The organism is Streptomyces fodineus (assembly GCF_001735805.1).
In the GTDB taxonomy this organism is placed as follows: Bacteria; Actinomycetota; Actinomycetes; order Streptomycetales; family Streptomycetaceae; genus Streptomyces; species Streptomyces fodineus.
In genome coordinates this window covers 127,774-148,417 of the sequence record NZ_CP017248.1, presented here as the reverse complement: position 1 = coordinate 148,417, position 20,644 = coordinate 127,774, and the positions used below count along the sequence as shown (strand labels likewise).

At 70.3% G+C, this 20,644-nt stretch carries 12 protein-coding genes and 3 pseudogenes; 5 read left to right on the top strand and 10 right to left on the bottom strand.

The features are described 5' to 3' along the window. Nucleotides 1-600: 600 nt before the first annotated feature. Both BFF78_RS00700 and BFF78_RS00695 read right to left on the bottom strand, forming a co-directional pair. Complete coding sequence (locus tag BFF78_RS00700) at nucleotides 601-4,857, bottom strand: caspase family protein (RefSeq protein ID WP_079161066.1); 4,257 nt, start codon at nucleotides 4,855-4,857, stop codon at nucleotides 601-603. A gap of 43 nt (nucleotides 4,858-4,900) precedes the next feature. Further along, a complete protein-coding gene (locus tag BFF78_RS00695) occupies nucleotides 4,901-5,758 on the bottom strand; it encodes an alpha/beta hydrolase (protein ID WP_165289351.1) in 858 nt (285 codons plus the stop codon). Between the two features lie 174 nt (nucleotides 5,759-5,932). Here BFF78_RS00695 and BFF78_RS00690 point away from each other — a divergent pair, with 174 nt between their 5' ends. Continuing rightward, nucleotides 5,933-6,181 carry a hypothetical protein gene (locus BFF78_RS00690; protein WP_069776460.1) on the top strand — a complete coding sequence of 83 codons (249 nt, stop codon included), beginning with the start codon at nucleotides 5,933-5,935 and terminating at the stop codon, nucleotides 6,179-6,181. Nucleotides 6,182-6,233: 52 nt separating this feature from the next. After that, nucleotides 6,234-6,401, top strand: coding sequence for a hypothetical protein (locus BFF78_RS45895; RefSeq protein ID WP_159032905.1), 168 nt, complete (start codon nucleotides 6,234-6,236; stop codon nucleotides 6,399-6,401). A 555-nt stretch (nucleotides 6,402-6,956) separates the two neighbouring features. On the opposite strand, the gene BFF78_RS00685 is transcribed toward BFF78_RS45895, so the two are convergent. The 4 genes from BFF78_RS00685 to BFF78_RS00670 all read right to left on the bottom strand — a co-directional run bounded on the left by BFF78_RS00685 (nucleotide 6,957) and on the right by BFF78_RS00670 (nucleotide 11,178). Continuing rightward, entirely contained in the window at nucleotides 6,957-8,054 is a 1,098-nt protein-coding gene (locus BFF78_RS00685) for an alpha/beta hydrolase family protein (RefSeq protein WP_227025652.1), read from the bottom strand. Between the two features lie 125 nt (nucleotides 8,055-8,179). Then, complete coding sequence (locus BFF78_RS00680; RefSeq protein ID WP_159032904.1) at nucleotides 8,180-9,076, bottom strand: DUF1648 domain-containing protein; 897 nt, start codon at nucleotides 9,074-9,076, stop codon at nucleotides 8,180-8,182. 209 nt (nucleotides 9,077-9,285) lie between these two features. Then, complete coding sequence (locus tag BFF78_RS00675; protein WP_069776458.1) at nucleotides 9,286-9,726, bottom strand: GntR family transcriptional regulator; 441 nt, start codon at nucleotides 9,724-9,726, stop codon at nucleotides 9,286-9,288. A gap of 1,083 nt (nucleotides 9,727-10,809) precedes the next feature. Then, nucleotides 10,810-11,178: a hypothetical protein gene (locus BFF78_RS00670; RefSeq protein ID WP_069776457.1), complete on the bottom strand. Its 369-nt coding sequence runs from the start codon at nucleotides 11,176-11,178 to the stop codon at nucleotides 10,810-10,812. 601 nt (nucleotides 11,179-11,779) lie between these two features. Between BFF78_RS00670 and BFF78_RS46670 the strand changes: the two are divergent. The 3 genes and pseudogenes from BFF78_RS46670 to BFF78_RS47585 all read left to right on the top strand — a co-directional run. Beyond that, nucleotides 11,780-12,004: pseudogene (locus tag BFF78_RS46670) on the top strand (IS5/IS1182 family transposase); the annotation flags it as partial. Between the two features lie 416 nt (nucleotides 12,005-12,420). Beyond that, nucleotides 12,421-13,320 (top strand): hypothetical protein, encoded by a 900-nt coding sequence (locus tag BFF78_RS00665; protein ID WP_227025651.1) that lies wholly within the window; start codon nucleotides 12,421-12,423, stop codon nucleotides 13,318-13,320. Between the two features lie 919 nt (nucleotides 13,321-14,239). Then, nucleotides 14,240-14,395 (top strand): annotated as a pseudogene (locus tag BFF78_RS47585) (DUF4440 domain-containing protein); the annotation flags it as partial. 166 nt (nucleotides 14,396-14,561) lie between these two features. Here the strand turns inward: BFF78_RS47585 and BFF78_RS49275 are convergent. From BFF78_RS49275 to BFF78_RS00645, 4 genes and pseudogenes are all read right to left on the bottom strand, one after another. Continuing rightward, nucleotides 14,562-14,840: pseudogene (locus tag BFF78_RS49275) on the bottom strand (AAA family ATPase); the annotation flags it as partial. A gap of 445 nt (nucleotides 14,841-15,285) precedes the next feature. Continuing rightward, entirely contained in the window at nucleotides 15,286-15,429 is a 144-nt protein-coding gene (locus BFF78_RS47300; RefSeq protein WP_193433390.1) for a hypothetical protein, read from the bottom strand. A gap of 272 nt (nucleotides 15,430-15,701) precedes the next feature. After that, a complete protein-coding gene (locus BFF78_RS00650; RefSeq protein ID WP_069776453.1) occupies nucleotides 15,702-20,168 on the bottom strand; it encodes a WD40 repeat domain-containing protein in 4,467 nt (1,488 codons plus the stop codon). Beyond that, nucleotides 20,165-20,599: an effector-associated constant component EACC1 gene (locus BFF78_RS00645; RefSeq protein WP_079161065.1), complete on the bottom strand. Its 435-nt coding sequence runs from the start codon at nucleotides 20,597-20,599 to the stop codon at nucleotides 20,165-20,167. The genes BFF78_RS00650 and BFF78_RS00645 overlap by 4 nt, the downstream gene beginning before the upstream one ends. Nucleotides 20,600-20,644: the final 45 nt, after the last annotated feature.

The window sequence follows — 20,644 nt, the reverse complement described above, 5'->3', positions numbered from 1 at the left end:
TGAGCGACCTGGCCGAGCCCCATCAGCCACCAGGTCCTCGTTGTGGCCGGCCGGCTGGCCGGTGCGGCCGCGGCGAGGTCGAGGAGGCGCTGGGTGGTCGTCGTCATCATCAGCAGTATGCCCGTCGAGAAAGATCAGAGGCTTCGGGAAAGTGTCAGAGCGGAGGGGCACAGCCGTCGCAGGCGATCGCCGTGTCCGCCGGGCCAGGTCGGGCTTCTTGCGGGGCGTTCCTTCTGCAGGGCCGCGCGGACCTGCTCCTTGAAGGCGGTGAACTCCGGGCCGTCGTCCGGGCAGACCGCGCCGGGGTCGGTGCTCCGTAGGCCGCGGCGTGCCGGATCAGGTCGGTGATGCCCCCGTCGGCGCGGAAGCTGCCGCCCCGCACCTGCCTGCAGCCGGCGACCGGGTTTCGTGCTTGCGCAGTGCGCCCCGGACATCGACGGCGCACTACGCAGGCTGCCCGCCACCGCTGCCACTCCCCTCGGGCCACGTGTGTACCGCGATCCACGCCCGATTCCCCCGCACCGAGACGGTCGCCGCCTACCAGGGTGCTCGAGGACCGGTGCCAGTTCGACCAGGCACAGTTGGTGCTCTGAGTCTCCGTCACCACTTGGAGGCTGACGGCGGAGTTCTTCTGGCCGGGGCGAGGGTGATCACCTCTGATCCCGACGCGATCACCAGTTCACCTGTCGGGGCGGCAGCCACCGAGGGAACGGCCTTGGGTAGTGGCATCACGTGCAGCGGGCCGCCCGAATCCGGATCGTCCAGGTTCCACATCTGGACCGTGCCGGCCCAGCCACCGGTCACCACGACCGGCCGGCCGTCCTGCACGATGCAGGCCACTGTCCAGATCCGGCTTCCAGCGTGGAACGTCCGTAGCAAGAGGCCGTCGTGGGTCAGTTCCCTCACGTGGACTTCCCCGCTGTCCCCGCCGGTTACGACGACGGGCCGGCCGTTCCACACCGCGCACGCTACCGACCGGACCACGCCCGCACGGTCGAAGAACACGCCGGTCGGCTTGGCGTTCTCCAGGTCCCAGAGGTGGATCTCGCCGTTGTCGCAGCCGACGACGGCGACCGGCCGGCCATCCACGACCGTGCACGCCACCGCGCGTACCCCGCCGTCGTGGCCGGCGAGAGCACACAGTTCGGAGCGCGATGGCAGGTCCCACACGCGGACCAGGGACTCTTCGGCCCCGGTGACCGCGATCCGGCGTCCGCCCAGCACCGTGCACGCTGCCGCCCGTACCTCGCGCTTGTGCTTGCCGAGGAGACGGGCCTTGAAGGTACCCAGATGCCACAGCCACACGCGGCCCTCGCCGTCGCCGACGACGGCTTGGGGCACGCCGAGACGGTCCTGCGTGCAGGCCGCCGCTTTGGCCCTGGCCGGGAGGACGGGGAGGGCAGCCAGGCAACTGCCAGTGTCCAGGCGCCACACACGTGCCTTCCCGTCCGCGCTGGCCGAGACCGCAACGGAGCGGCCATCGAGGGTGGTGCACGCCACCGATCGTACGTCGCCGCTGTGACGGGGCCGGGGGCTCGCGTCCTCGGCGCCCGTGTCCCACACCCGGACTTCGCGGTCACGTCCGCCTGTGACGGTGAGGAGACGGCCCTCGCGCGACAGGCAGGCCAGTGCTGAGACGCCCCTGGTGTGCCGGGCCAACTGACGCAGTGTCCGGCCGCTTGGAAGCTCCCGCACCCGCACCTCGCCGGTGTCGTCACCGCAGACGATCACCGGCGTGTCCTCAAGCAGACCGAAGGCCACCGCCGTCACCGCGCCCGGGCTGTCGACGGTGCTCAGGGACGCGCCGGTGCGTAGGTCCCACACCCGTATGAGCCGCGGGTGGCGTGCGGGCCGGGCGCCCGGGTGATGGAACTTGTTCTGCCTGCTGCGGTCGCCGGTGATCGCGATCGGACGGCCGTCCCACACCGCGCAGGCCACCGCCGATACCCGGCCGCCCCTGTGCCCTTCGAACGTCCGCAGCAGCTTGCCGGTGCGTAGATCCCACAGCCGTACGAGGGCGGCGCCGTCACCGGTGACGACCAGGGGGCGCTCGTCGACGACCGTGCAGGCCAACGCCCGTACCCCGCGCGTGTGGCCACGCAGCACGCGCACATCCGTGCCGTCTTGCAGGTCCCAGACCCGTACGTCGCCGTCGCTGTGGCCGGTGACGGCCACCGGGCGGCCGTCCAGCACCAGGCACGCCATGGACAGCGCCTCGACCGGGAAGGTGCGCAGTAAGGAGCCGTCGGCCAGATCCCAGACCCGCACGTGTTTGCTGCCGTCCCCGGCGACGACGAGAAACCGGTCCGGGAGTACGAGGTAGGCCAGCACACGGACGCCGCCGATATGGCCGGTGAGCGTGCGTGTTTGCGTACCGGTCTGCAGGTCCCACACGCGGACGTACGGGTCGTCTCCGCCGGTGATGGCGACGGGGCGGACCTCGAGCTCCAGGCATGTCAGTGCCCGCACCCCACCGAAGTGGCCGGCGAGTGTGACTTCCAGAGCGAGACTCGCCTGGCTTGCGGTGGCCCAACGGGGAGCCCAGGGAAGGGCGGACGTCAAAGACGCCCGCAGGTCGCCGGTCTGATGACGGGCGGCGTCGACGGCGAGCAGACAGCGGCGGTCCGCCGGTGCCAGGTCGCGATGACGGCCTACTGAGGCCCGGTATACGGCCCGGATCTGACGGCCGCGCTCTGTGCTGACATGGTGCAGAGCGCTCAGCAGGGTGTCGGGATCGGCGTTTACGAGGTAGTCCGCGTTCTCGATCAGCTCTTCCAGACGGCCCGCCCGGACGGCGTGGGTGGCCAGATGACGACGAGCATAGGGATGGGCGCGGGACCAGTCGCGCGTGCCGTCGGCGGCGTACGGAATCCGGTCGAGCAGTACGGTGACGAATGCGTCGTGCGCCGCGGCCGGGCCGTTGTCCGTGGGGGCGGGACCGACCTCACGGAGGTGTTGGGCCAGGGCCTGGTGGTACAGGCGGTACGCCGAACGGCCGGCGTCGTCGACCTCCACGATGTACGAGCCGACAGCCCGGGTCAGCCAGTGCAGGTCGTCGTTGGTGTACGGCCGGCCGGCGAGGGCGCCGGCGAGCGGAGCCCAGACGTCCTCCCACGGCAGCCCCTGCCCTTCCGCCCAGGCCAACGGACGCAGCAGGTCACAGGCCCGATCGGCGTCCTCACCGAGACGGGCGCGCAAGTCCTGCCGCATGGCCTCGCCGGGCAACCGGGGCAGGCTCGAACGCCAGGCGGTGTCCGTCGGGTCGGGGACCGTGCCGGCGCCGGCGAGGGTGCTGGCGATGATACGGGCGACTAGGAATGAGGGCGTCGCGGCCTGGGCCACGGCTTCCGCGACGGCACGCGTGCGGTCCGGCTCGATGGTGCGGAACGGGCTGTGCGGGGCGGCCTGCAGCAGGCCCCGCACGGCGTAGTGGGTGAGGGCGGGCAGGTCCGCGTACGCTTCCGCGTCCAGGTCGATGACGGCCTGCTGGCCGATGCCCAGACCATCCAGGAGGTGGGGACGCACACCAAGCAGCAGGCGCAGCCGACCGCTCGCGTGCTCGATGAGAGGGCGCAGCAGGTTAAGGACGAGCGAGTCCGGGGTGACGGCTTCGTCGACCGCGTCGATGATCACGGTGAGCGGCCGCTCTCGGCCGTCCAGCACCGCCAGGAACTCGCCCGCGGTGGCGACCTGCTGGCGGGCGGCGGCCGCCATGCCGCTCAGGACCTGTTCGTCCGTGAGCTGGTGGGCGTAGATGGCGACGTCCACCGCGCCGACCGGAGGGACGGCGGCCGGGGGCAGATCGAGGGTGTGCAGCGGGACGGAGGGGCGGTGCCGTGGGTGGGTGAGGGCGGTGACCAAGCCGAGCATGGCGCTCTTGCCGGATCCGGGGCCACCGGTGACGGCCAGGGCTGTCGGGTCGGTGTGAGCGGCTGTCGCGCCGGGAAGGAGCCAGCCGGTGAGGTCCGTCAAGGCCCGGCGGCGGCCGGAGAAAAACCATGAGCCCGACCCGTCACTGGCATCGTGACCGCCCATGGCCTTCGGCAGTAGACGGCTGGTGAACTCCGTCTCCCGCCGATCGGCCTGGGCCCGCCACTGGACCGCTTGTTGAATCGCCAGGTCGATGCCGGCGAGCTGTGGGTTGTGACGGGGGTTGGGCAGGAACGCGGGCACCCTGCCGGTCAGACCGACCTGGGCGAGGGTGATTTTCTGGTCGCCGGGGCGGTCGGGATGGGCGTTCATGGCGGCGACCACTGCGTCCAGCGCGAGCGCGGGCGGAGCGTGCCCGGCGGTGGCGAGTTCGCCCACGGCTTCGGCCAGCAGATGGGAGAACGCCCCCACGTGGGCCTCCTCCGAGGGCTGTGCAGAGCTCATGATCACAAAGGCGCAGTCCGTGCTCCGCTGCCACTTCCTGGTGACGTGCGACAAGGCCGCACTGGCCAGTTCGTTCCCGCCTTGTCCCGCATAGCAGGTGTCCAGCAACAGGAGCAGACGCTGGACTCGGGTGCCCAGCAGAACGCTGCGCACCAGGTCGACGGTGCGCAGAGCGTCGTAGAGGTCCTCGAGGTCTGCGTCGGACGTCAGCAGGACGTGGTCACGATCCTCTTCCAGCACGTCGCCATGGCCGGCGAGATAGATGGCAACCAGGTCGTCAGGACGGCGCTCCGGAGCGCGGGCGAAGGCGCGTAAACGCTGCGTCAGCTGCGCCTTGTCCGGGTCCAGACCGAGGTCGCTGACGTGCTCGTAGCCGAATTCGCGGGTGAACAATCGGATGACCTGGTCGCGGGCCTCGACAAGGCCGGGTGCGTCCAATTGGGGCGCCTTGGGGTAGCGGGTGATGGCGCTGGCGATCAGCAAGCGACGTCCCGCTCCGTCTTCCGGTGCGGCGGAGGCGCAGAGGTCAGCGGACATCAAGCCCCCGGGCGATGGCGGCCCCGGTCTTCTCACTCGCCAGATAGCGGACGGCATCGTGGGCGTGCGAGCCGTTGTGCACTTCCAGGCACACCAAGCGCGGGCCGAACGCCGGACGCAGATCCTTCACCAGCGCCACGACGTCTCCCGCGTCAGAGATGTTCGTCCAGTTCAGCTCCGTACCACCGGGCCACGCTCCCGGCTCGGGCAGCAGCCGGTCGAAGATGAGATTCCGGATGCCCAGCGGGGAGCCCAGAGTAACCAGCATCCGCACTTCGTGCCCGGGGGAGGCACACAACGCCTCGTAGGCCACCACGGAGCCGAGCGAGTGCGCCACCACCACTCGTGTGTCCGGGCCAACGGCCCTGCGAACGCGCTTCACGGCTTCCGCCCGCACAACAGGGTCGGTGAAGTAGCGACTGACCTGTTTGAGGTCGCTGACCAGGGAACGCATCGTCAACCCGGAGAAGAACCGGGACAGTGACAGGGCCCGCAGCCCGGCCTGCACCGACGCCGGAACCCGCACCAAGGTGTCGGCGTCCGGCGACACCACCCCCTCATCCACCCGCGCGGACTCTTCCCACCAGGCGCGCAGCAACTCCTCCTCCAAGCCTGGACGCACTTCACCGGCCGCCGACATCGGATCCCCGACCGCCAAGGTCTGCCCTGCCCGATGGAACACGTCACCGTAGAACGCCACCTCGAGATCGCCGTGTCCCTCGGTGAGCGGCAAGCATTCACCTGACGACCCCAGCCCCTCCCGCAGGGCCGGCAGCCATGCCTTACGCAGCGACTCGGCACTGGCCAGTTGCTGACCAATGCCGTGCACGCCCACCACCTGAGCCATCAGGCCCCCTTGTGTCACTTTCAGTAGCAGCAAGGTGACATTAGGGCAACTCCGAGTCGCGTGTACGTGGTTATGGAAAAGACGGCACATGATGCGTTGCCGGGGCACTCGTCGAGCAGGACGAATGTTCTGTTCGCCGTGAACTGCAGCCACCGGCGAGCCAGTTGGGAATGGGTGAATCAGGTCTGGGCGTCCTTGATCGGTGTCGTGCTCGGCGGAGGCATGTCCTATCTGGCCCAGCTCACTACTGCACGCCAGGCAGCCCGCAGCGAGGACCAGCGCCAGGCCGCGCAACTGGCCGAGGCCCGCTCTTCCGAACGGCTGCAGGTGCTACGGGAGTTCATCCAGCTCGCGCATCAAGGCATATGCCTCGCCGAGGAACGCTACGGGGCGCCCGACTGGACCTCCGGATGCACTCCCTGAATGGCGCGCCGCCGAACGGAACCTCATCGAACGCCTCTGGGTCTGCGAGCGGATGATCCTGGTCCTGATCGGTCCCGACCTCTACCAGCTCGCCCGGGACTACGCGAGCGCGGTAAGCCACGTCCTGTGGGAGGACCTCGGCGAGACTGAAGCTGCGTGGGGCCACCTGCGCGTACCCATGAACGCCTTCCTCAACGCGGCCCAGGAGAAGCTGGGCTGAAATGGCCCGCCTCGACCGCGCGCCCCAACCCCCAGAGCGGCCGGCTGGTGGCGAGGGGCGTGTCCGGCTTGTCGGTCTCGCAGAGCCGGATCGCGCGATCTCCTGCGGCCCGGTCATCAAGGGGACTGCCCGATTCCACATAAAGCGGAAGGTGCAGTACGACGGGCGGCTGCCGAAGACCTGGATGAATCCACCGGTCGCTGTTCTCGCCCTTCGCCCGCAGGCTGCGTCTCTGCGTGAAGTCAAGTTGAAGCGCAGGGTCCGCTTGTGCCCTCGCAGGGCGTCCCATGAGATACCACCCCCAGCTCGCCCAAGCCACCGCCCAGCGTTTCCTCCTTTTCCAGCTGCGCGGACGCTCTGGGTGTCCAGTCCCGCCGAGGACCGGTTGTCGGCTGATCGTGTGGAGGGCGCCGCGTTTATGGGCCCGATCCGGTTGAGCTGGGAACTGCCGGCCGGAGTGGGTCGCGCGTCGACGACGGCGTGGTCGGCGCGGTCGACCCAGTGCGGAAAGCGGTGCACAGCCGCGAGGGGCGAGCGCGGGTGGAAGAGGGTTCCTCAGCCCTGTCCGGCGTGCAGCCAGGGACGGACGAAGTCGTGGAGGCTCTGCTGCGCGGCTGGGGCGATCACCGGATCGTTGACCGGCGTGCCGGAGGGGTGGAGGAGATGGTCGAGCCCGAGGAGGACCCGTAGTCCCGGGCCGGTGGTGCGGGCGGCGCCGAGGGCCGACAGCAGAGAAGGCATCGTCCGGCAGGGCACATTGGTGTCCTCGGTGCCGCAGGTGACGAGTAGGCGCGTGTGGTGCGTGATGCCTCGGGCGACGGACGGCGGGTAGAGGGAGTCGTCGCTGCGGACGAAATCCGCGTTGATGGGTCCGAACATGCCCTTGAGGAGGGAGGAGAGGGACGGCAGCAGCCCCGAGGTATCAACCGGGCGCTGGGCGCGGAAGTCCGCGATGGCCCTGGCCACGTCCCGGTTGTTCGACCATGCCTGCTGCGCGGTGAGTTGCCCTGCGGCGACAGCCCGGTTCAATTCGGCCGCCACCTGGAGGCGGATCAGGTCCAGCAGCCGCATGTCCTGCGGCGCGATGAGCGCGAGCCCGGCGGGCTTCGGCTGTGCAGCGTGGTCGACAAGCAGTGCTTGCAGGCCGCCCTCACTGTGCCCGGCCACAAGCAGCGCGTCTGGGTCGGCTTCAGGCTGGGCACACAGGGTGTTGTACGCGGCCACGGCCTGTCGGGTGTAGGCGGCCATGTCGGGAGCGCTGGTGCGTCCGCCCAGGCCTGTCCGCCCGGTGCCGTATTTGTCGAACCGCAGACTCATCACGCCGTCGTCGCTGAGGACGTCGGCCATGAGGGCCAGGTTGTGGGGAGTGTAGTCGGGCGGCTCGTCGCCGTTGCGGTCGGTCGGGCCGCTTCCGGGAAGCAGCAGCGCCGCCGCGAGCCTGCGGCCCGCGCGGTGGGCGGGTATGTGCAGCGTGCCGTATGCGGTGGTGCCGTCCGCGGTGAAGTGGACCTCACGGTCCACGGCGGGTACGGCGGCGGCCTGGGGGGCCGCGGACGCCCCGGCTACACCCGATACCGGCCCGGCCGTGACGACGGCGACCGCCGCCACGAGCGCGGCGATCATCTTGCTGCGCCAGAGGGTGTGTAAACGCATGTGTGCTCCTGATGAGCTGAAGTAGCGAGAGGGGGTCGGAGGACGGGGGATGGTGGTTTGCAGGGTGCAGAGTCAGCAGCCCCTGGCTGGAGGCCTGAGCCATGACCCGTCGGCCGGGGACACACTCAGTGGAGGAGGAGCGGCACGATGAGCACGGGGGTCAGAATGAGCCCGAGCAGCAGTACGACGCCTCGCGGGTTGCCGAAGTTGACGGTCCAGCCGATGCCGAACCGCTTTTGAACAAGCAACGCGGGATCGGCCCGGTTGACGTATACCGAGCCGAGCAGACGCCAGTACTGGTCGTCGTCGCGCCGCACTATGCCGGTGCTCTCCTCCGTCACCGCGCCGTCCTGCACGGGCAGTCGGAGTCGGCTGCCGCCCTGCCCGGTGCGGACGGCGATGCCGATCACCACGACCAGCCCGGCCAGGATGGGCAGCAGGATCAGGGCCGGGGATACCCGCTGGTCCGCGTGCCACATCCCCCACGCTCCGGCGAGCAACGAAAGGTTGGCGAACCCCGCCAGCAGCAGAAGAGAGATCGCGGTGCGAACCGAGAAGCGGCGGTGCCTGCGAGCGGAGTCGGCCGGCCGCGCCGGATCGAGATCCGCACGCGCCCGGAAGGACAACCAGGTCAGCGCCAAGAGCAGCACGGTGAGCGCGGCCTGGGCGAACACCGGGAAGAACGCGGTGCCGATCGACCTGGCGGCGAAGCGGTCAGCGCTGCCGGAACCGGTGAAGTGCACAGGAATGCGGTCCGGCAGTGACGGATAGCGCAGAACGCCCAGCACCGTTGTTCCGATACAGATGAGCAACGCGGGGACGGCCCATATCCAGGGGAAGCGCTCCGGATCGGTATGCAGCGCTGTGTCCGCCACCACGCCCTGCCGCAGCCCGCCGTACCAGTCCTCACGCCGCTTGACCGCCATGACCGCCACCCGGGCCCGGCTGTAGGCCGCCAGGCAGGCGGCAACGGTCAGCAGGGGAATGACGCCCGGCATGTCGAAGCGGAACACGGAGCTCACCAGGACTCCGATCGTGACCAGCACCGCACCGGACGCGGCGACCTGCCTCCGGTACTGTCTCCGCTGCTCGGCGATCGCTGGGGCGTCCGCCCGCGCATCAGGGCTCCGTACCCCGAAGGGCAAGGTCGGCCTGGTCAGTGACGGAAGCCACCACGCCACTGCCGTAAGCACGGCAGGTATGAACGCGTTGACTAACACATCTGCACTGTTCATGACGCTGATTCTCCTTGCGCTGCACCGGGGTTCGCGTGTCGTGAAGCGGGCGCGGATGACGTGAACGAGATGAGGACGGAGCGGCAGCTGTCCAGTACCGCCGGGTCGCCGGTCCCGTGGGCGACCGCTTCGGCGAGCAGGGTCCGAAGCCGGGTCTCCCACTCGGCGGTGAAGCCCGGTTCGGGAGGACCGCTGCGGGTGTCGCGCTGCACCAGGGCGCCGCTCTTGCGGTTGACCCGCAGCAGTCCTTCGCGTCGCAGTAGGTCGTACGCCTTGTTCACGGTGTGGAAGTTGATGCCCAGATCTACGGCGAGCTGCCGCGTCGAGGGCAGCGAGCTGCCTTCGACGAGCTGGCCGGAGGCGATGGCCTCGACGATGCGGTCCCGGATCTGCTGGTAGATCGGCACCTCGCTGTCCATGTCGAGGCTGAGGATCATGTTCCGCTCCCGCTGTTGCTCTGTTATACCTTTTATAGAACAGGAGGCGGTGTGAGGGCGACGGGGAGAGCATCAAGAACTTGACAAGGACGGCGCCGTCAGGCGCTCACACCGAGCTCCGCGTGCACGTGCGTCATGCCACCGCGCTCCTGCGCGTGCTGACCAACATCGAGGTCACACCCTGATCGACGATCTTCGCCGCAGACAACTGCTCACGATTCGGACGGCGTCAGCTTGCTTCGTGGATGGGGCGCCAGATGGGTGCGGAGGGGCCGTGGTGGAGCAGGTCGGCCAGGGGGTGCTGCGAGGACGGGTACGTCGTGCAGGATGCCAGGGGCCTGGCGGCCGCGCGTAGGGCACTGATCCGGTTCTCGACACCGGCGGGTCCGGTGCCGTCCAGGACGAACAGGACGCGGGGCCGGCTCCCATGGGGTTGTCACGCTGCAGGGGTGCAGTAGTGTGCAGTTCGGTCAGCGCTGGTACAAGGAGCGGCGTCCCGGGGGGCCGCATCATCTTCGAGAACGCCTTGTTCGAAGGGCAGTACCTGGACATGGCGGGAAGCTACCGCCAGACCGTGGTCAGGGACTGCAATGGAAGCGTGAGCCAGAATTGGCGGCTCTTTGCTTCGTAGGCGTCACTGCGGGTCCCTACTGCTTCCGTTCCGGGCGACAGTCTCGCGTTCGTGGTTACCGGGCATGTTCCCTGCCCGGTACTCGGACAGCGTTCCGTGTCTGGCCGCCGGTAAAAGACTGTGAGTTCGGATTTCGGTGGGGCTTCGTCTTCTTTGCTGCGGCCGTCCGCAGCAAAGAAGACGTGGGCAGTCGGCGGACATCGCTGTCCGACGTGCAGCGAGAGCAGCTCGCCGGCTTCGGCCTGGAACGGGCAATGACCGACACCGCGGTGGCTGGGGCCATATCGGGCGATGACGCCCGGGGTGGGGAGCGAGGTGGTAGCGCAGGCGTCACGCCGATCACCACAAGCGGGACGCGATCTACCGCGAACAGCAGCCCACCACCGCGGCAGGCCGGATCGCCTGCAGCCGACCTGGCCAGCGGATCCTGGCCCCGCGGCACTGGTCAGTCGTCATTCCGAGGGGCAGTTGTCCCACAGCCTGGACAGCTCTTTGGGGATTCCGACACAGCCGCCGCTGAACGGGGCGGCGCTGTGGCTGTAAACCCAGGGCTGGCCGTCCCGGAGGATGAAGTACTTGCGTGCACTGCCGTCGTCCTGGATGCCGACCCGCTCCTTGGGCGTCGCGCCCGGGGTGAGTTCGAAGGCGGTCGCGGCGTACCGCGTGTCCCCGCACTGCCCGTACAGGAACTGGCCCGGACGCGGCTCGATGTGGTGGAAAAGGGCGTTGTGGCTGGTGTACGCGCGGGTGACCGCCGTCTTGACCGTCGCGGTCGCGACCAGGTTCCGGCAGCCGGTGATCTTCGAAGACGCAGCCGTCACTTTCTGACCATCGCCTGCAGCCGCCGTGGTGGCAGGCTGAGCCCCGCCCGGAGCCGCTGCGGCCGAACCGGCCGCATGAACCGAACCAGCACCAGCACCGGTACTACTGCACGCGCCGAGAAGAAACACGGCGGACAACGTGGCAGCGGCCGAAGCCATCGCGCGAGGCATAGTGGAACGCATCGGAACTGATCCCCCCAAGAGAGCAGATGACCTGGAAACAGGCAGGTCGTGCCTGTCCCGTGCATGCCATCCTTTCGGCCGTTCTCGACGACAATCTCCCTGTCCCGTCACAGCCCTGCAATAACAAACCGCCCCTCCTGGGGCCGACCGCCCCCAGTCGCGTGACCGAACGTCTGCTGGTGGGGGGCTCCCCCCGCCTGGTGGACACGCTGATGCTGGATCTGCTTGATCCGGAGGAAGCGAGAAAGACCGCCGATGGCGATGAAGGACTACTCGGACGAGTTCAAGGCCGAGGCTGTGGCCCTGTACGAGTCCACGCCTGGGGCAGGACCGCGAACGCCGTGGCATCACCGCCACTGCCTCCCCGGTGGAGGGGAAGACATCGGCCGAGGCCGAAGGCGGCGCAGTCCGCCTGTGCACCCGGCTCATTCCCCTGCTGGACGCGATACCCCGGATACGGGGACTGCGAGGACGTCCGCGTCACAAGCCCAAGCGCCTGTTCGCCAACCGCGGCTACGACTTCGACAAGTACCGACGGCTTCTGCGGGACCGTGGCGTCAAGCCTCACATCGCCGGACGCGGCACCGCTCACGGCTCCGGCCTGGGACGTACGAGGTGGGTCGTCGAGCGAACCTTTGCTTGGCCTGAGTGCCGCGCTGCTGCCGGGCAACGCCGCAATGGCACAGGCCGACACCGCGCCCTCCGCATCCGGCACCCCCACGGCGACGGCGTCGGCGCTCCCACAGAGCACCAGCCCTGCTCCGAGCCTTCCGGTCCCGCCAACACACTCAGCCAGCCCTGCTGCCGCTCCGCCGACTGCGAACACCCGGCTGCCGGCCCCCGACGCCAACTGGACGGCCGAGGCCGCCATCAGCTTCTGGACTCCCCAGCGCATGGCCTCGGACACCGACCCCGGTGCATAGGGGGCTGTTTGTCCTCGGTGGGAGCCGTGCATCGTGAACGTCTTTCGCAACCTGATGCGCATCTTTGCCCTCTTCCTGGAGGGCGGATCGATGTGGCCTTTCCGGCCCAACCGTCCTGTATCGAAGGGGATCGTTGTTGCGCAATGCAGTTCGGGCCGTGGGCGTCGCCGGTCTTGCCGTAGTGCCCTTGCTGGGAGGGGCGGCGGGGGTGTCGGCCGCCGAGGGCGCGAGCCCGGCTCCGGGCGGCAGCCCGTCTCCGGCGGTCCGCCTGGAGTACCACGTGGCTCAGAACCTCGCCCTGGAGGCGGGTGAAGACATCTCGTTCAGCCTGGACGGAATGCCACCGGAATGGGACAAGGTCGAGGTCACCTCCCCGGCTCTGCAGGAGCCAATCACCCTGACGCCCCTGAAGAAGGGGTCGACGCAGTCGGTCCAGGTGGACGCGCCAGGAACAGACCACCGCGTCCGCTCCGGCCTGCGCGCGGGCACCTATCCGGTCACCGCGACGAGCCACGGCCGTACCGTCGCCACCGCACAACTCAAGGTCCTAGCCGAGAACACTGCGCAGATCTACCGGTTCGTCATCGGTCCCAGGAACGCGTCCCCCGGCAGCGGCACACCCGCCTCCCTCCGCCCGGGCAGTGACGTCCGGGTGGTCCTCACCGACCTGCGGGCCGCACCAGGGGAGGACTCCCTCACCGTCACGTCGCCCATCTTCAAGGGCTCGTTGACCATCAAGACGGACAGCCCGGACAACCCCGGCTGCAAATGCGACGACCCCGGCACGGTCTACGCGGGCCACGGAGAATTGCGAGGCGACGTACCCAACGGCCGCTACACCGTGGCCGTGGTCAGCCACCATGGGCAGCAGACCACGAAGCAGCACGTCACGATCGCCGGCCAGCCCGTCGCGGACGGCGGCGACCCGTCCTGGGCAGTCACCGGTGGCGTCGCAGCCACGGGGCTGGCCCTGGCCTCCGGCCGCGCGTTCGCGGTACGGCGCCGCCGCTCACGGAAGGCTGCGCCCTCCGCGTAGCGGCGGACCCGGCGGCCGCGGACCGTCAACCCCGGGCGGCTCGAGCCCGCACCGGTGGGCGCGCGCCGAACTATGTTCCCCGCCTTCCCCGCCTTCCTCGGTTCTTCCTTCATCTTTCCTTCGCTCCCTCCGGCCGCTTCCGGTCCGGAGGCAGTTCGTCCATGACTCAGAAAGCGTTCCTTGCCATACCTCACACAGACGAATATCGCGCCTCGTGGTCCTCGCGGCCGGAACTGCCCTGCTCCTGACAGGAGGGGGAAGCCTCGCCCAGACACAGGCCAGGGTTCGGGACGCCACATCGGTGCCCCCTTGTCCCCGGCGACGGTGCCGTCCGCCGGACCGTCCGCTGGAACGTCAGCCGCACCGTCCGGTGAACCCGCGCCCTCGGCCTCTGCCAGCCCCTCGACCGGGACCGGCACCGGGGAGCCCTCGGCCTCACCCTCGGCGAGCGCGAGCGGATCCGCCGCGACCGAGACCGGCGACGACGACTTTTCGGACGAGGACGCCATCCGCTTCTGGACGCCTGAACGCATTGCCTCGGCCACCGACCCGGCGCGGCCCGCGCAGCAGGCGGACCCGAGCGCCAAGGCCCGGTTGCGGCGGGCGGCTCCGGTCGATCCCGGCGGCCGACATGCCGACCGCGGAGCACATCCTCGGCCTGCCGTCCGTCGGGACGATCTTCACTTACGACACGGACCGACCACCCAGCGGATGCACGCGCACCATTGCACCGCCAGCGTGGTGGAGAGCCCCGGGCACAATCTGATCCTGACCGCGGGGCACTGCGACGGGGGCAAGGCCGTCTTCGTCCCCATGTACGCCGCCGAACAGACGCTGGACAAGCAGAACTTCGGCTTCTTCCGGGTCGCCAAGTTCTTCACCGACAACCGGTACGTGCACAACACCAAGAAGCCCATAGGTCAGCGAAATGTCCGGAGTCGTCCTTGCTCCGGGCGTCGTTCACCTGACGTACTTCGCCGACAACCAGGGCCGTCGGGCATGGCGGAGCTCTTTGTGGCGTCTGACGGAGACGGGCTGGCGGATGTACTTCCATCAGGGCACTTTGACCGGTTGAGCGGGTGGGACCGCCGCGCCCGCAAGGGCGGCGGTCGCCCAGCCGACCGGGATGGCTTCAACTGTTCAGCAGACAGGCGTGCGAGGAACGGCTCCAGCCGGCGGAGGTTGTCGGCGAAGGCGATGGTGTTGAACCCTTCGGCGGCCAGCCGTGGGTGCGAGTGCAGCATCGCCTTGTGCTGGGCGCGGACGACGCCCTCGGGCACGCGCCGGCTGTCCGGGCGCGGGCCCTGCCGCTCCAGGCACACCTCCAGCGGTGTGGCAACGACGATGGCGACGGTCGGCATGCCGTGCCGCTTGGCAGCCATCACCAGCTCCACCCTGATGTGCTGCTCGCAATTGGTCGCGTTCCCCGTCAAGTTCTTCTGTTCAGTCTTCTGGAGCCCGGGACTCCCCGGTGGGTGATGTGATCGCTGGCTCTGCTGTGTTGCACCGATTGGCGGCATCTGGTGGTAGGCGGTAGAGCCGGAGACCGTCACCGGCCCCACCGCTCACACGCGTCAGCGACTGGTCAGCCACCAAGTTACGGACGCCACCAACGCGCTCCCGGCTGCCGAGGCGGCGCCCTTGAGTACGTTGAGTACTACCACCTGCCGGTAACGACGCCACCGGCGCGTGGCAACACGGCGCTTCGGCAACCACACACGTTCCAGCTCTTTCATCCGGACCTCCAAACAACTCAGTTGACGAAGTGAGTCGACGGAGCGGGTGGGGTCGTCCCAGAAGAAGCCGACATGCCCAAGTTGAGCTTGGGGCAAGCCCTGCGGCGCCAGAGTTTCAGCTTCTCAATGGCCGGAATGGAACGACGTTGTCGGAGAGGGGAGCGCGTTCTGCCTGCCCGTCGCTCTCTTGAAGGAGAACCGCGCCCGCGAGGGCGAGCCGCGGCCGCCGTCACAGCGCGAGTCCGGCGGCGGCCAGCACGAGCCGGGCCAGCGCGACCAGTGACAGGTCGGCCGCGCACCGCAGTTGGGTGAACTTGGCCACCGCGAGGACGGACAGGACCCGGATGCGGGCGGCTTGGGTGTCGCCGTCCATGCACGCCGGGATTTCGTCTTCGTCCAGGCGCGCCCAGGGCGAGGAGAGCGAGCGCCCCGAAGGCCTTGGTCACGGGCGGCAGGTGCCTGTCGGCGATGGATGCCAGGCCAACGCGGCAGCCACCGTCATCATGACGCTCCTTGCGGAGAACGCATCGCTACGTGAGCACGCCACCGGCCGATCGGCCGCGGTCATCCCTATCCCGCTCAGCCGCGGGCAGGCGACACGACGGTGAACCAGACGTCGTGGCGTACGCGGGCGCCTGCCGCCGGTCAGCGGCAGGGGTCCACGTACGTCAGGTCGGGGAAGAACTGGTGCCAGCGCTTCTCCGTCGTCGGTGTGCCGCGCACCAGGCACAGGGTCCGGCTCAGCCGCGCCAGGTCGGTGTCGAGCAGGAGGGTTCCGGCACCGAGCGCGGGCAGGGCGTTACCGGGCTGCACCACCATGGCGTCCCCTTGGGGCGTGAACTCCTGGACGGTCAGCTCGGGCGTGGACGACCCGGTCAGAGCGAGCAGATCGCTCCCGGCGGGCGAGGAGCCGTCCGTCGCAAGCCGCCAGAGGCCCAGGCCCGCGCCCTCGCCCCATGCCGCAAGGAGGCCTCCATTGGACGACAGGTCGTGCATGATCGGCAGCGGGCCCGTCAGCGGAATCGGCGTGCCGAGCCGGTTCAGGTCCCACAGGGTCGGCCGCCCCGACGTGGACAGGCCGGCGAGCAAGTGGGCGGAGACCAACCGGAGTTCCAGCGGGTCGCTCTCCAGGGTTCCGAGCGAGCGGGCGGTGCCGTGTCCGGACAACTCCCAGACCCTCGCCTTCCGCACCCCGCCGTTCCCAGCGTCAGTGATCAGCAGCCGGCGTCCGTCGCTGGAGGTGGCGCTGGCAGGGTTTTTACTGACACGGGTCCTGCGGCGCGGGTTCCGGGGGTCGGAGACATCCCACACATCGACCCACCTGGGTGCCATGACGAGGAAGACATCCCGCCCGCCTGAGAAGACGTTCGTGGTCCCCTCCGCGTGGTACGTCAGGTGGCCCAGCTGCCGCGGGTGGGCGAGGTTCCGGATGTTCCAGAACGTCACGGTGCCGACCGACCTGTCGTCCAGTGCCAGTACGGTGCCGTCGTCGGTCGAGTCGAAGCCGAGCACTTGGTCGGAGGCACCGTCCGCCGTACGGAACTCCTTGCCGGGCTGGAGCCGCCCGTCGTCGTAGCCCCACAGCCTCAACCGCTTTGCCGTCGTGTCCTGGCTGATCAGGACCGCCCTCTTCCCGGACAGGAAGCGGGCCTTGCGCCACGGTTTCGGAAGTACGGCCTCCTGTACGGGCAAGCCGTCCGGCGTGCCGAGCCGCCATATGCGGGTGCGGCCGTCGCCGGTGCTGGTGGTCAGCCTCCAGCCCTTCTTGTCGAACCCGGAGCCTCTGACAGTCCCGGCGTCGTCCGAGGTCCCCGGCACGGAGTTCGCGGGTGGGTTCCACAGCCGGACCCGGCCGTCCGAACCGCCCAGGGCCACGCCCCGCCCGTCGGGGCGATAGCCGACCGAAAGGTCGTTCCCGCCACCTGGGCGCTTCGGCGAAGAGCCGTCGATCAGCGGGTCGGACCAGCCCCCGCTGGTGTCCACGGTGTAGGTGTGGAGTTGCCGGTCCCACGAGGAGGCCACCATGTACTGCCCGTCCGGGCTGAAGGCCACCCCGGACATCGTGTCCTTGCCGATTCGCAGGACGCCCGTGGCCCCCTGGGGGTGGTCCGGGTCTGTGACTTTCCAGACGTTGACCTCGCCCGACGCGCCACCGCCCGTTAGCAGGCGCCCGTCGGGGCTGAACGCCAGCGACTCGACCAATGCCTCGCGGATCACCTTCCGCTGCTTCGGGGTGTGCGGGTCGGTCGTGTTCCACAGCTCCACGGTGCCGTCGCCGACCGCCTCCGCGAGCGTGCGACCGTCCGGGGAGAAGGCGACCGCAGCCACGCGGGCGCTCTTGGCGCCGCCCATGGCGGTGCGTCGCGGGCGGCGTGGGTCGGTCAGGTCCCACAGCCACGCCCGGTCGTGGTCGGCGGCCACCGCGAGGGTGCGCCCGTCCGGGCTGAACACGGCGGAGAAGGCTTTTCCGGTGCCCGTCCGCAGCCGGGTCACCAGGCGCGGGTGGAGGGCGTCGCGGGTGTCCCAGACGAACAGCGCGTCGTTGGTCCCGGCGGCCAGGTAACGGCCGTCCGGGCGCCAGGCGATGACCGGTGTGTGGCCCAGCCTGAGGACGGGGCCGGGGACCGGCCGGTACGGGTCGGCGGTGTTCCAGAGGCGGACCGTGCCGTCCATGGCGGAACTGGCCAGCACCTTCCCGCCCGCCCGGTAGGCGACGTTCACGACACTGCCGGTGTGGCCGCCGAGCACCACCGGCGGGGCCGGGGACAGCGCTGCCTCCAGCACGGCGGCCCGGGCCTCGGCGGTAGGCGACACCCGGTAAGCCTCCAGGCTCAGGTCCAGCGCCGTCACCGGGTCCTCGTCCTGCAGCGCCTCGGCCTGGGCGGCGATCCGCTGCGAGGCAAGCAGTGCGGCCCGTTCCTGTGCGTAGCCACGCTGGACGTACGCCATGACCCCGACGCCGATCAGCAGCAGCGCCGCACATATCGCCGTACCCGCCAGGACACGTCGCCGCAGCCGGTGCCGGCGCTCGGCCCGGACACCGGCCACCAGGAAGTCGCGCTCGACGGAGGTGAGGGCCTGCCCTTCTCCGTCCGGGCCCAGCCACGGCCGCACCTGCGCCAGTCGGGTCCCGGTGTAGAGGTAGCCGGGGTCCCGGTCGTGGTCCTCCCAGTCGGCGGCGGCCTCTGCAAGCCGCTGGTGCTCCAGCAGGTCGGCACGGGCGTCGCGGATCCAGCCGCGCAGCCGTGGCCAGGTCTGCAGCAGCGCGTCGTGCGATATGCGCGCCGAGTCGCGGTCGGCGGTGATCAGCCGGGAGTCCAGCAGACCGTTCCAGACCGCCTGTATCAGGGCCGTGTCCCGGTCGGCGGCCCTGGCGAGCAGCGCGGTGGGGGAGACCCTACGCCCCACCGCCTCGCCGCCGGGGGTGAGGCGGACGAGGCTCAGCAGCAGGCCGCGCAGGGCCCGGCGGCCGGGAGGCTCCAGCGACTGGTGGAGCCGCTCGGCGCTGGTCGTCACCGACTGCCAGATGCCACCCGTCCGCTGATAGCCCGCCAGGGTCAGTACGGCCCCGGAGCGGTTGACCCAGGTCTCGGCGAGGGCGTGGGCGAGGAAAGGCGTGGCGGCGTCCGGCACCGGCTCGTCGTCGGTCCCGCCCCGGCGCAGGTCGTGGAGGAGCCGGTCGGTCAGGCCGTCCTCCAGCACCAGGCCGGCCCGCTCGGCGGGCTGCTCGATGACCGTCCGTAACGCGTCCAGGCTCATGGGCGGGACGGTGAACTGCCCCGCTTCCAGGGCGCGGACCAGCTCCGGATGGGCCAGGCAGTCGGCGTAGTGGTCGGCGCGCAGCGCGAGGACGACCTGCGGCCGTTCGCCCGTCCCCGCGCACAGCAGCCGTATGAACCGGGTGCGTTCCTCGGCGTCCGCGCAGTGGGTGAAGACCTCCTCGAACTGGTCGACCGCCAGCAGACGGCACGCCCGCCGGCCCGGCGCGGGCGACGGGAACCGGCCGGCGCAGAGTGCCTGGCGCACCTCGTCCTCCCGGCCGCCGCACGCCCGGGACCACAGCCCGGCGAGCGCGCCCAGCGGGTCCTCGCCGGGGCTCGGCAGCAGCAGGGCCGGCCAGGGGACGTCGTCGCCGCCCGCGCCGTGCCGGGCCTCCAACTCGGCCAGCAGCCCCGCGCCGAGCAGCGACGACTTGCCCGCGCCGGACGCGCCCACCAGGACGACCGGATGGTCCGAGGCCGGGTCGCGCACGGCGTCCACAAGCCGCTCGGTGAGCTTCTCGCGGCCGTGGAACCACTCGCGGTCGGCGGGGCCGAACGATCGCATTCCGGGGTAGGGGCACGGCACATCCGCCGGCGGCTCGGCGCGCGGCACCGGGCCTGGGCGGTAGGCGCGGTTCGGCGCCACGACAAGGCCGCCCAGCGTCCCGTCGCTGCGCGCGTACGGGCGTGCCGGGCCGTCCCGCAGTTCACGTTCGACAGCGGCGTACAGGTGGTCCAGCGTCAGCCGCGGAGGCCCGCTCGGGTCGCCGTCCTCCAGCAGCCGCAGCAGATGCCCGCTGAACAACGTGTGCCGGGCGCCCTCGGGCGCGAAGGAGACCGCGAACTGCGAGGCGGAGGTCAGCAGGAAGCTGCCGTCGGGCCGGGCGGAGGCGAACGGGTCGGCGGGGCGGCCGTCCGGAGCGGTCGCGCGGCCGGAGAAGCAGCAGTCGAGCACGGTGACGCTGCCGCTCACCGCGTCCCCGAGCAGGTCGCGGACGGTCCGGTAGGGGACGGCGGCGGAGACCCGGTCGGCGGCCGGGCTGGCGTGCGTGGCGAGGTAGAGCTCGTCGCGCGGGCCGAGGATGCCGTGGCCCACGTAGCAGAACAGCACCGGACCGGTGGCCTCGGTGACGGCCTCTTCCACGGCGGCCACCACGTCCGCCGCGATGGCCTGGGCCGGCACGCGGTGCACCTGCTCCATGCAGCAGACCTCCCGCAACACGCGGGCCAGATCGTCGAGTGTGGTGTCCACGCCCGGCAGCGCGGGCAGGGCGGACCCCGGAGCGTGGCTTCCGGTGCCGACCAGGACCGCGCGGCCGCCCGGGGCGGCCAGGCCGGTGGTGTCCGTCACGAGGCAGGGTGGTCGTCGCAAGCGCCCGGGCCTGGCCCGGGCGTGGGTGCGTCCGCCTCCAGGGCTGCGGCGAGCTGCCGCGCGAGCTCGCCTGCCTGCTGCCCGTCGAGCGGTTTCACCTGTGTGGAACTGACTGTGATCTGCGTGCCGTCCGGGCGGGTGATCGTGACGGTCTGGCTGCCCTTGCGGGCCTGCAGCCAGGCGACGACCGCTCCGGCGAGCACGGTGGCCACACCGCCGGGCGCCAGCAGCGCGAGGATTACGTCCGTGCCCGCGCCCATTGTGCCGGGCGGTGGCGCGGAGCCGGTGTCCCGGCCGACTCTGCCGCGCAGACCTGGCTGCCCGGCCAGCCAGCGGCGCAGGTCCTCGTGGAGGCCGTCTCCGGCGCCGCCGCTCTCTTCGTCGGGACGGATCGTCAAGGCGATACGCATGGCTCCCCCCGTGGGCCTGATATGCGCGTGTGTACGGAGGTCCGC

Bases quoted from the DNA above. Each gene is read 5' to 3' on its own strand.
- BFF78_RS00695 (WP_165289351.1), bottom strand. From the start codon at position 5,758: ATGGCTCAGGTGGTGGGCGTGCACGGCATTGGTCAGCAACTGGCCAGT.
- BFF78_RS45895 (WP_159032905.1), top strand. From the start codon at position 6,234: ATGATCCTGGTCCTGATCGGTCCCGACCTCTACCAGCTCGCCCGGGAC.
- BFF78_RS00685 (WP_227025652.1), bottom strand. From the start codon at position 8,054: ATGCGTTTACACACCCTCTGGCGCAGCAAGATGATCGCCGCGCTCGTG.
- BFF78_RS00675 (WP_069776458.1), bottom strand. From the start codon at position 9,726: ATGATCCTCAGCCTCGACATGGACAGCGAGGTGCCGATCTACCAGCAG.
- BFF78_RS47300 (WP_193433390.1), bottom strand. From the start codon at position 15,429: ATGGACGGCGACACCCAAGCCGCCCGCATCCGGGTCCTGTCCGTCCTC.
- BFF78_RS00645 (WP_079161065.1), bottom strand. From the start codon at position 20,599: ATGCGTATCGCCTTGACGATCCGTCCCGACGAAGAGAGCGGCGGCGCC.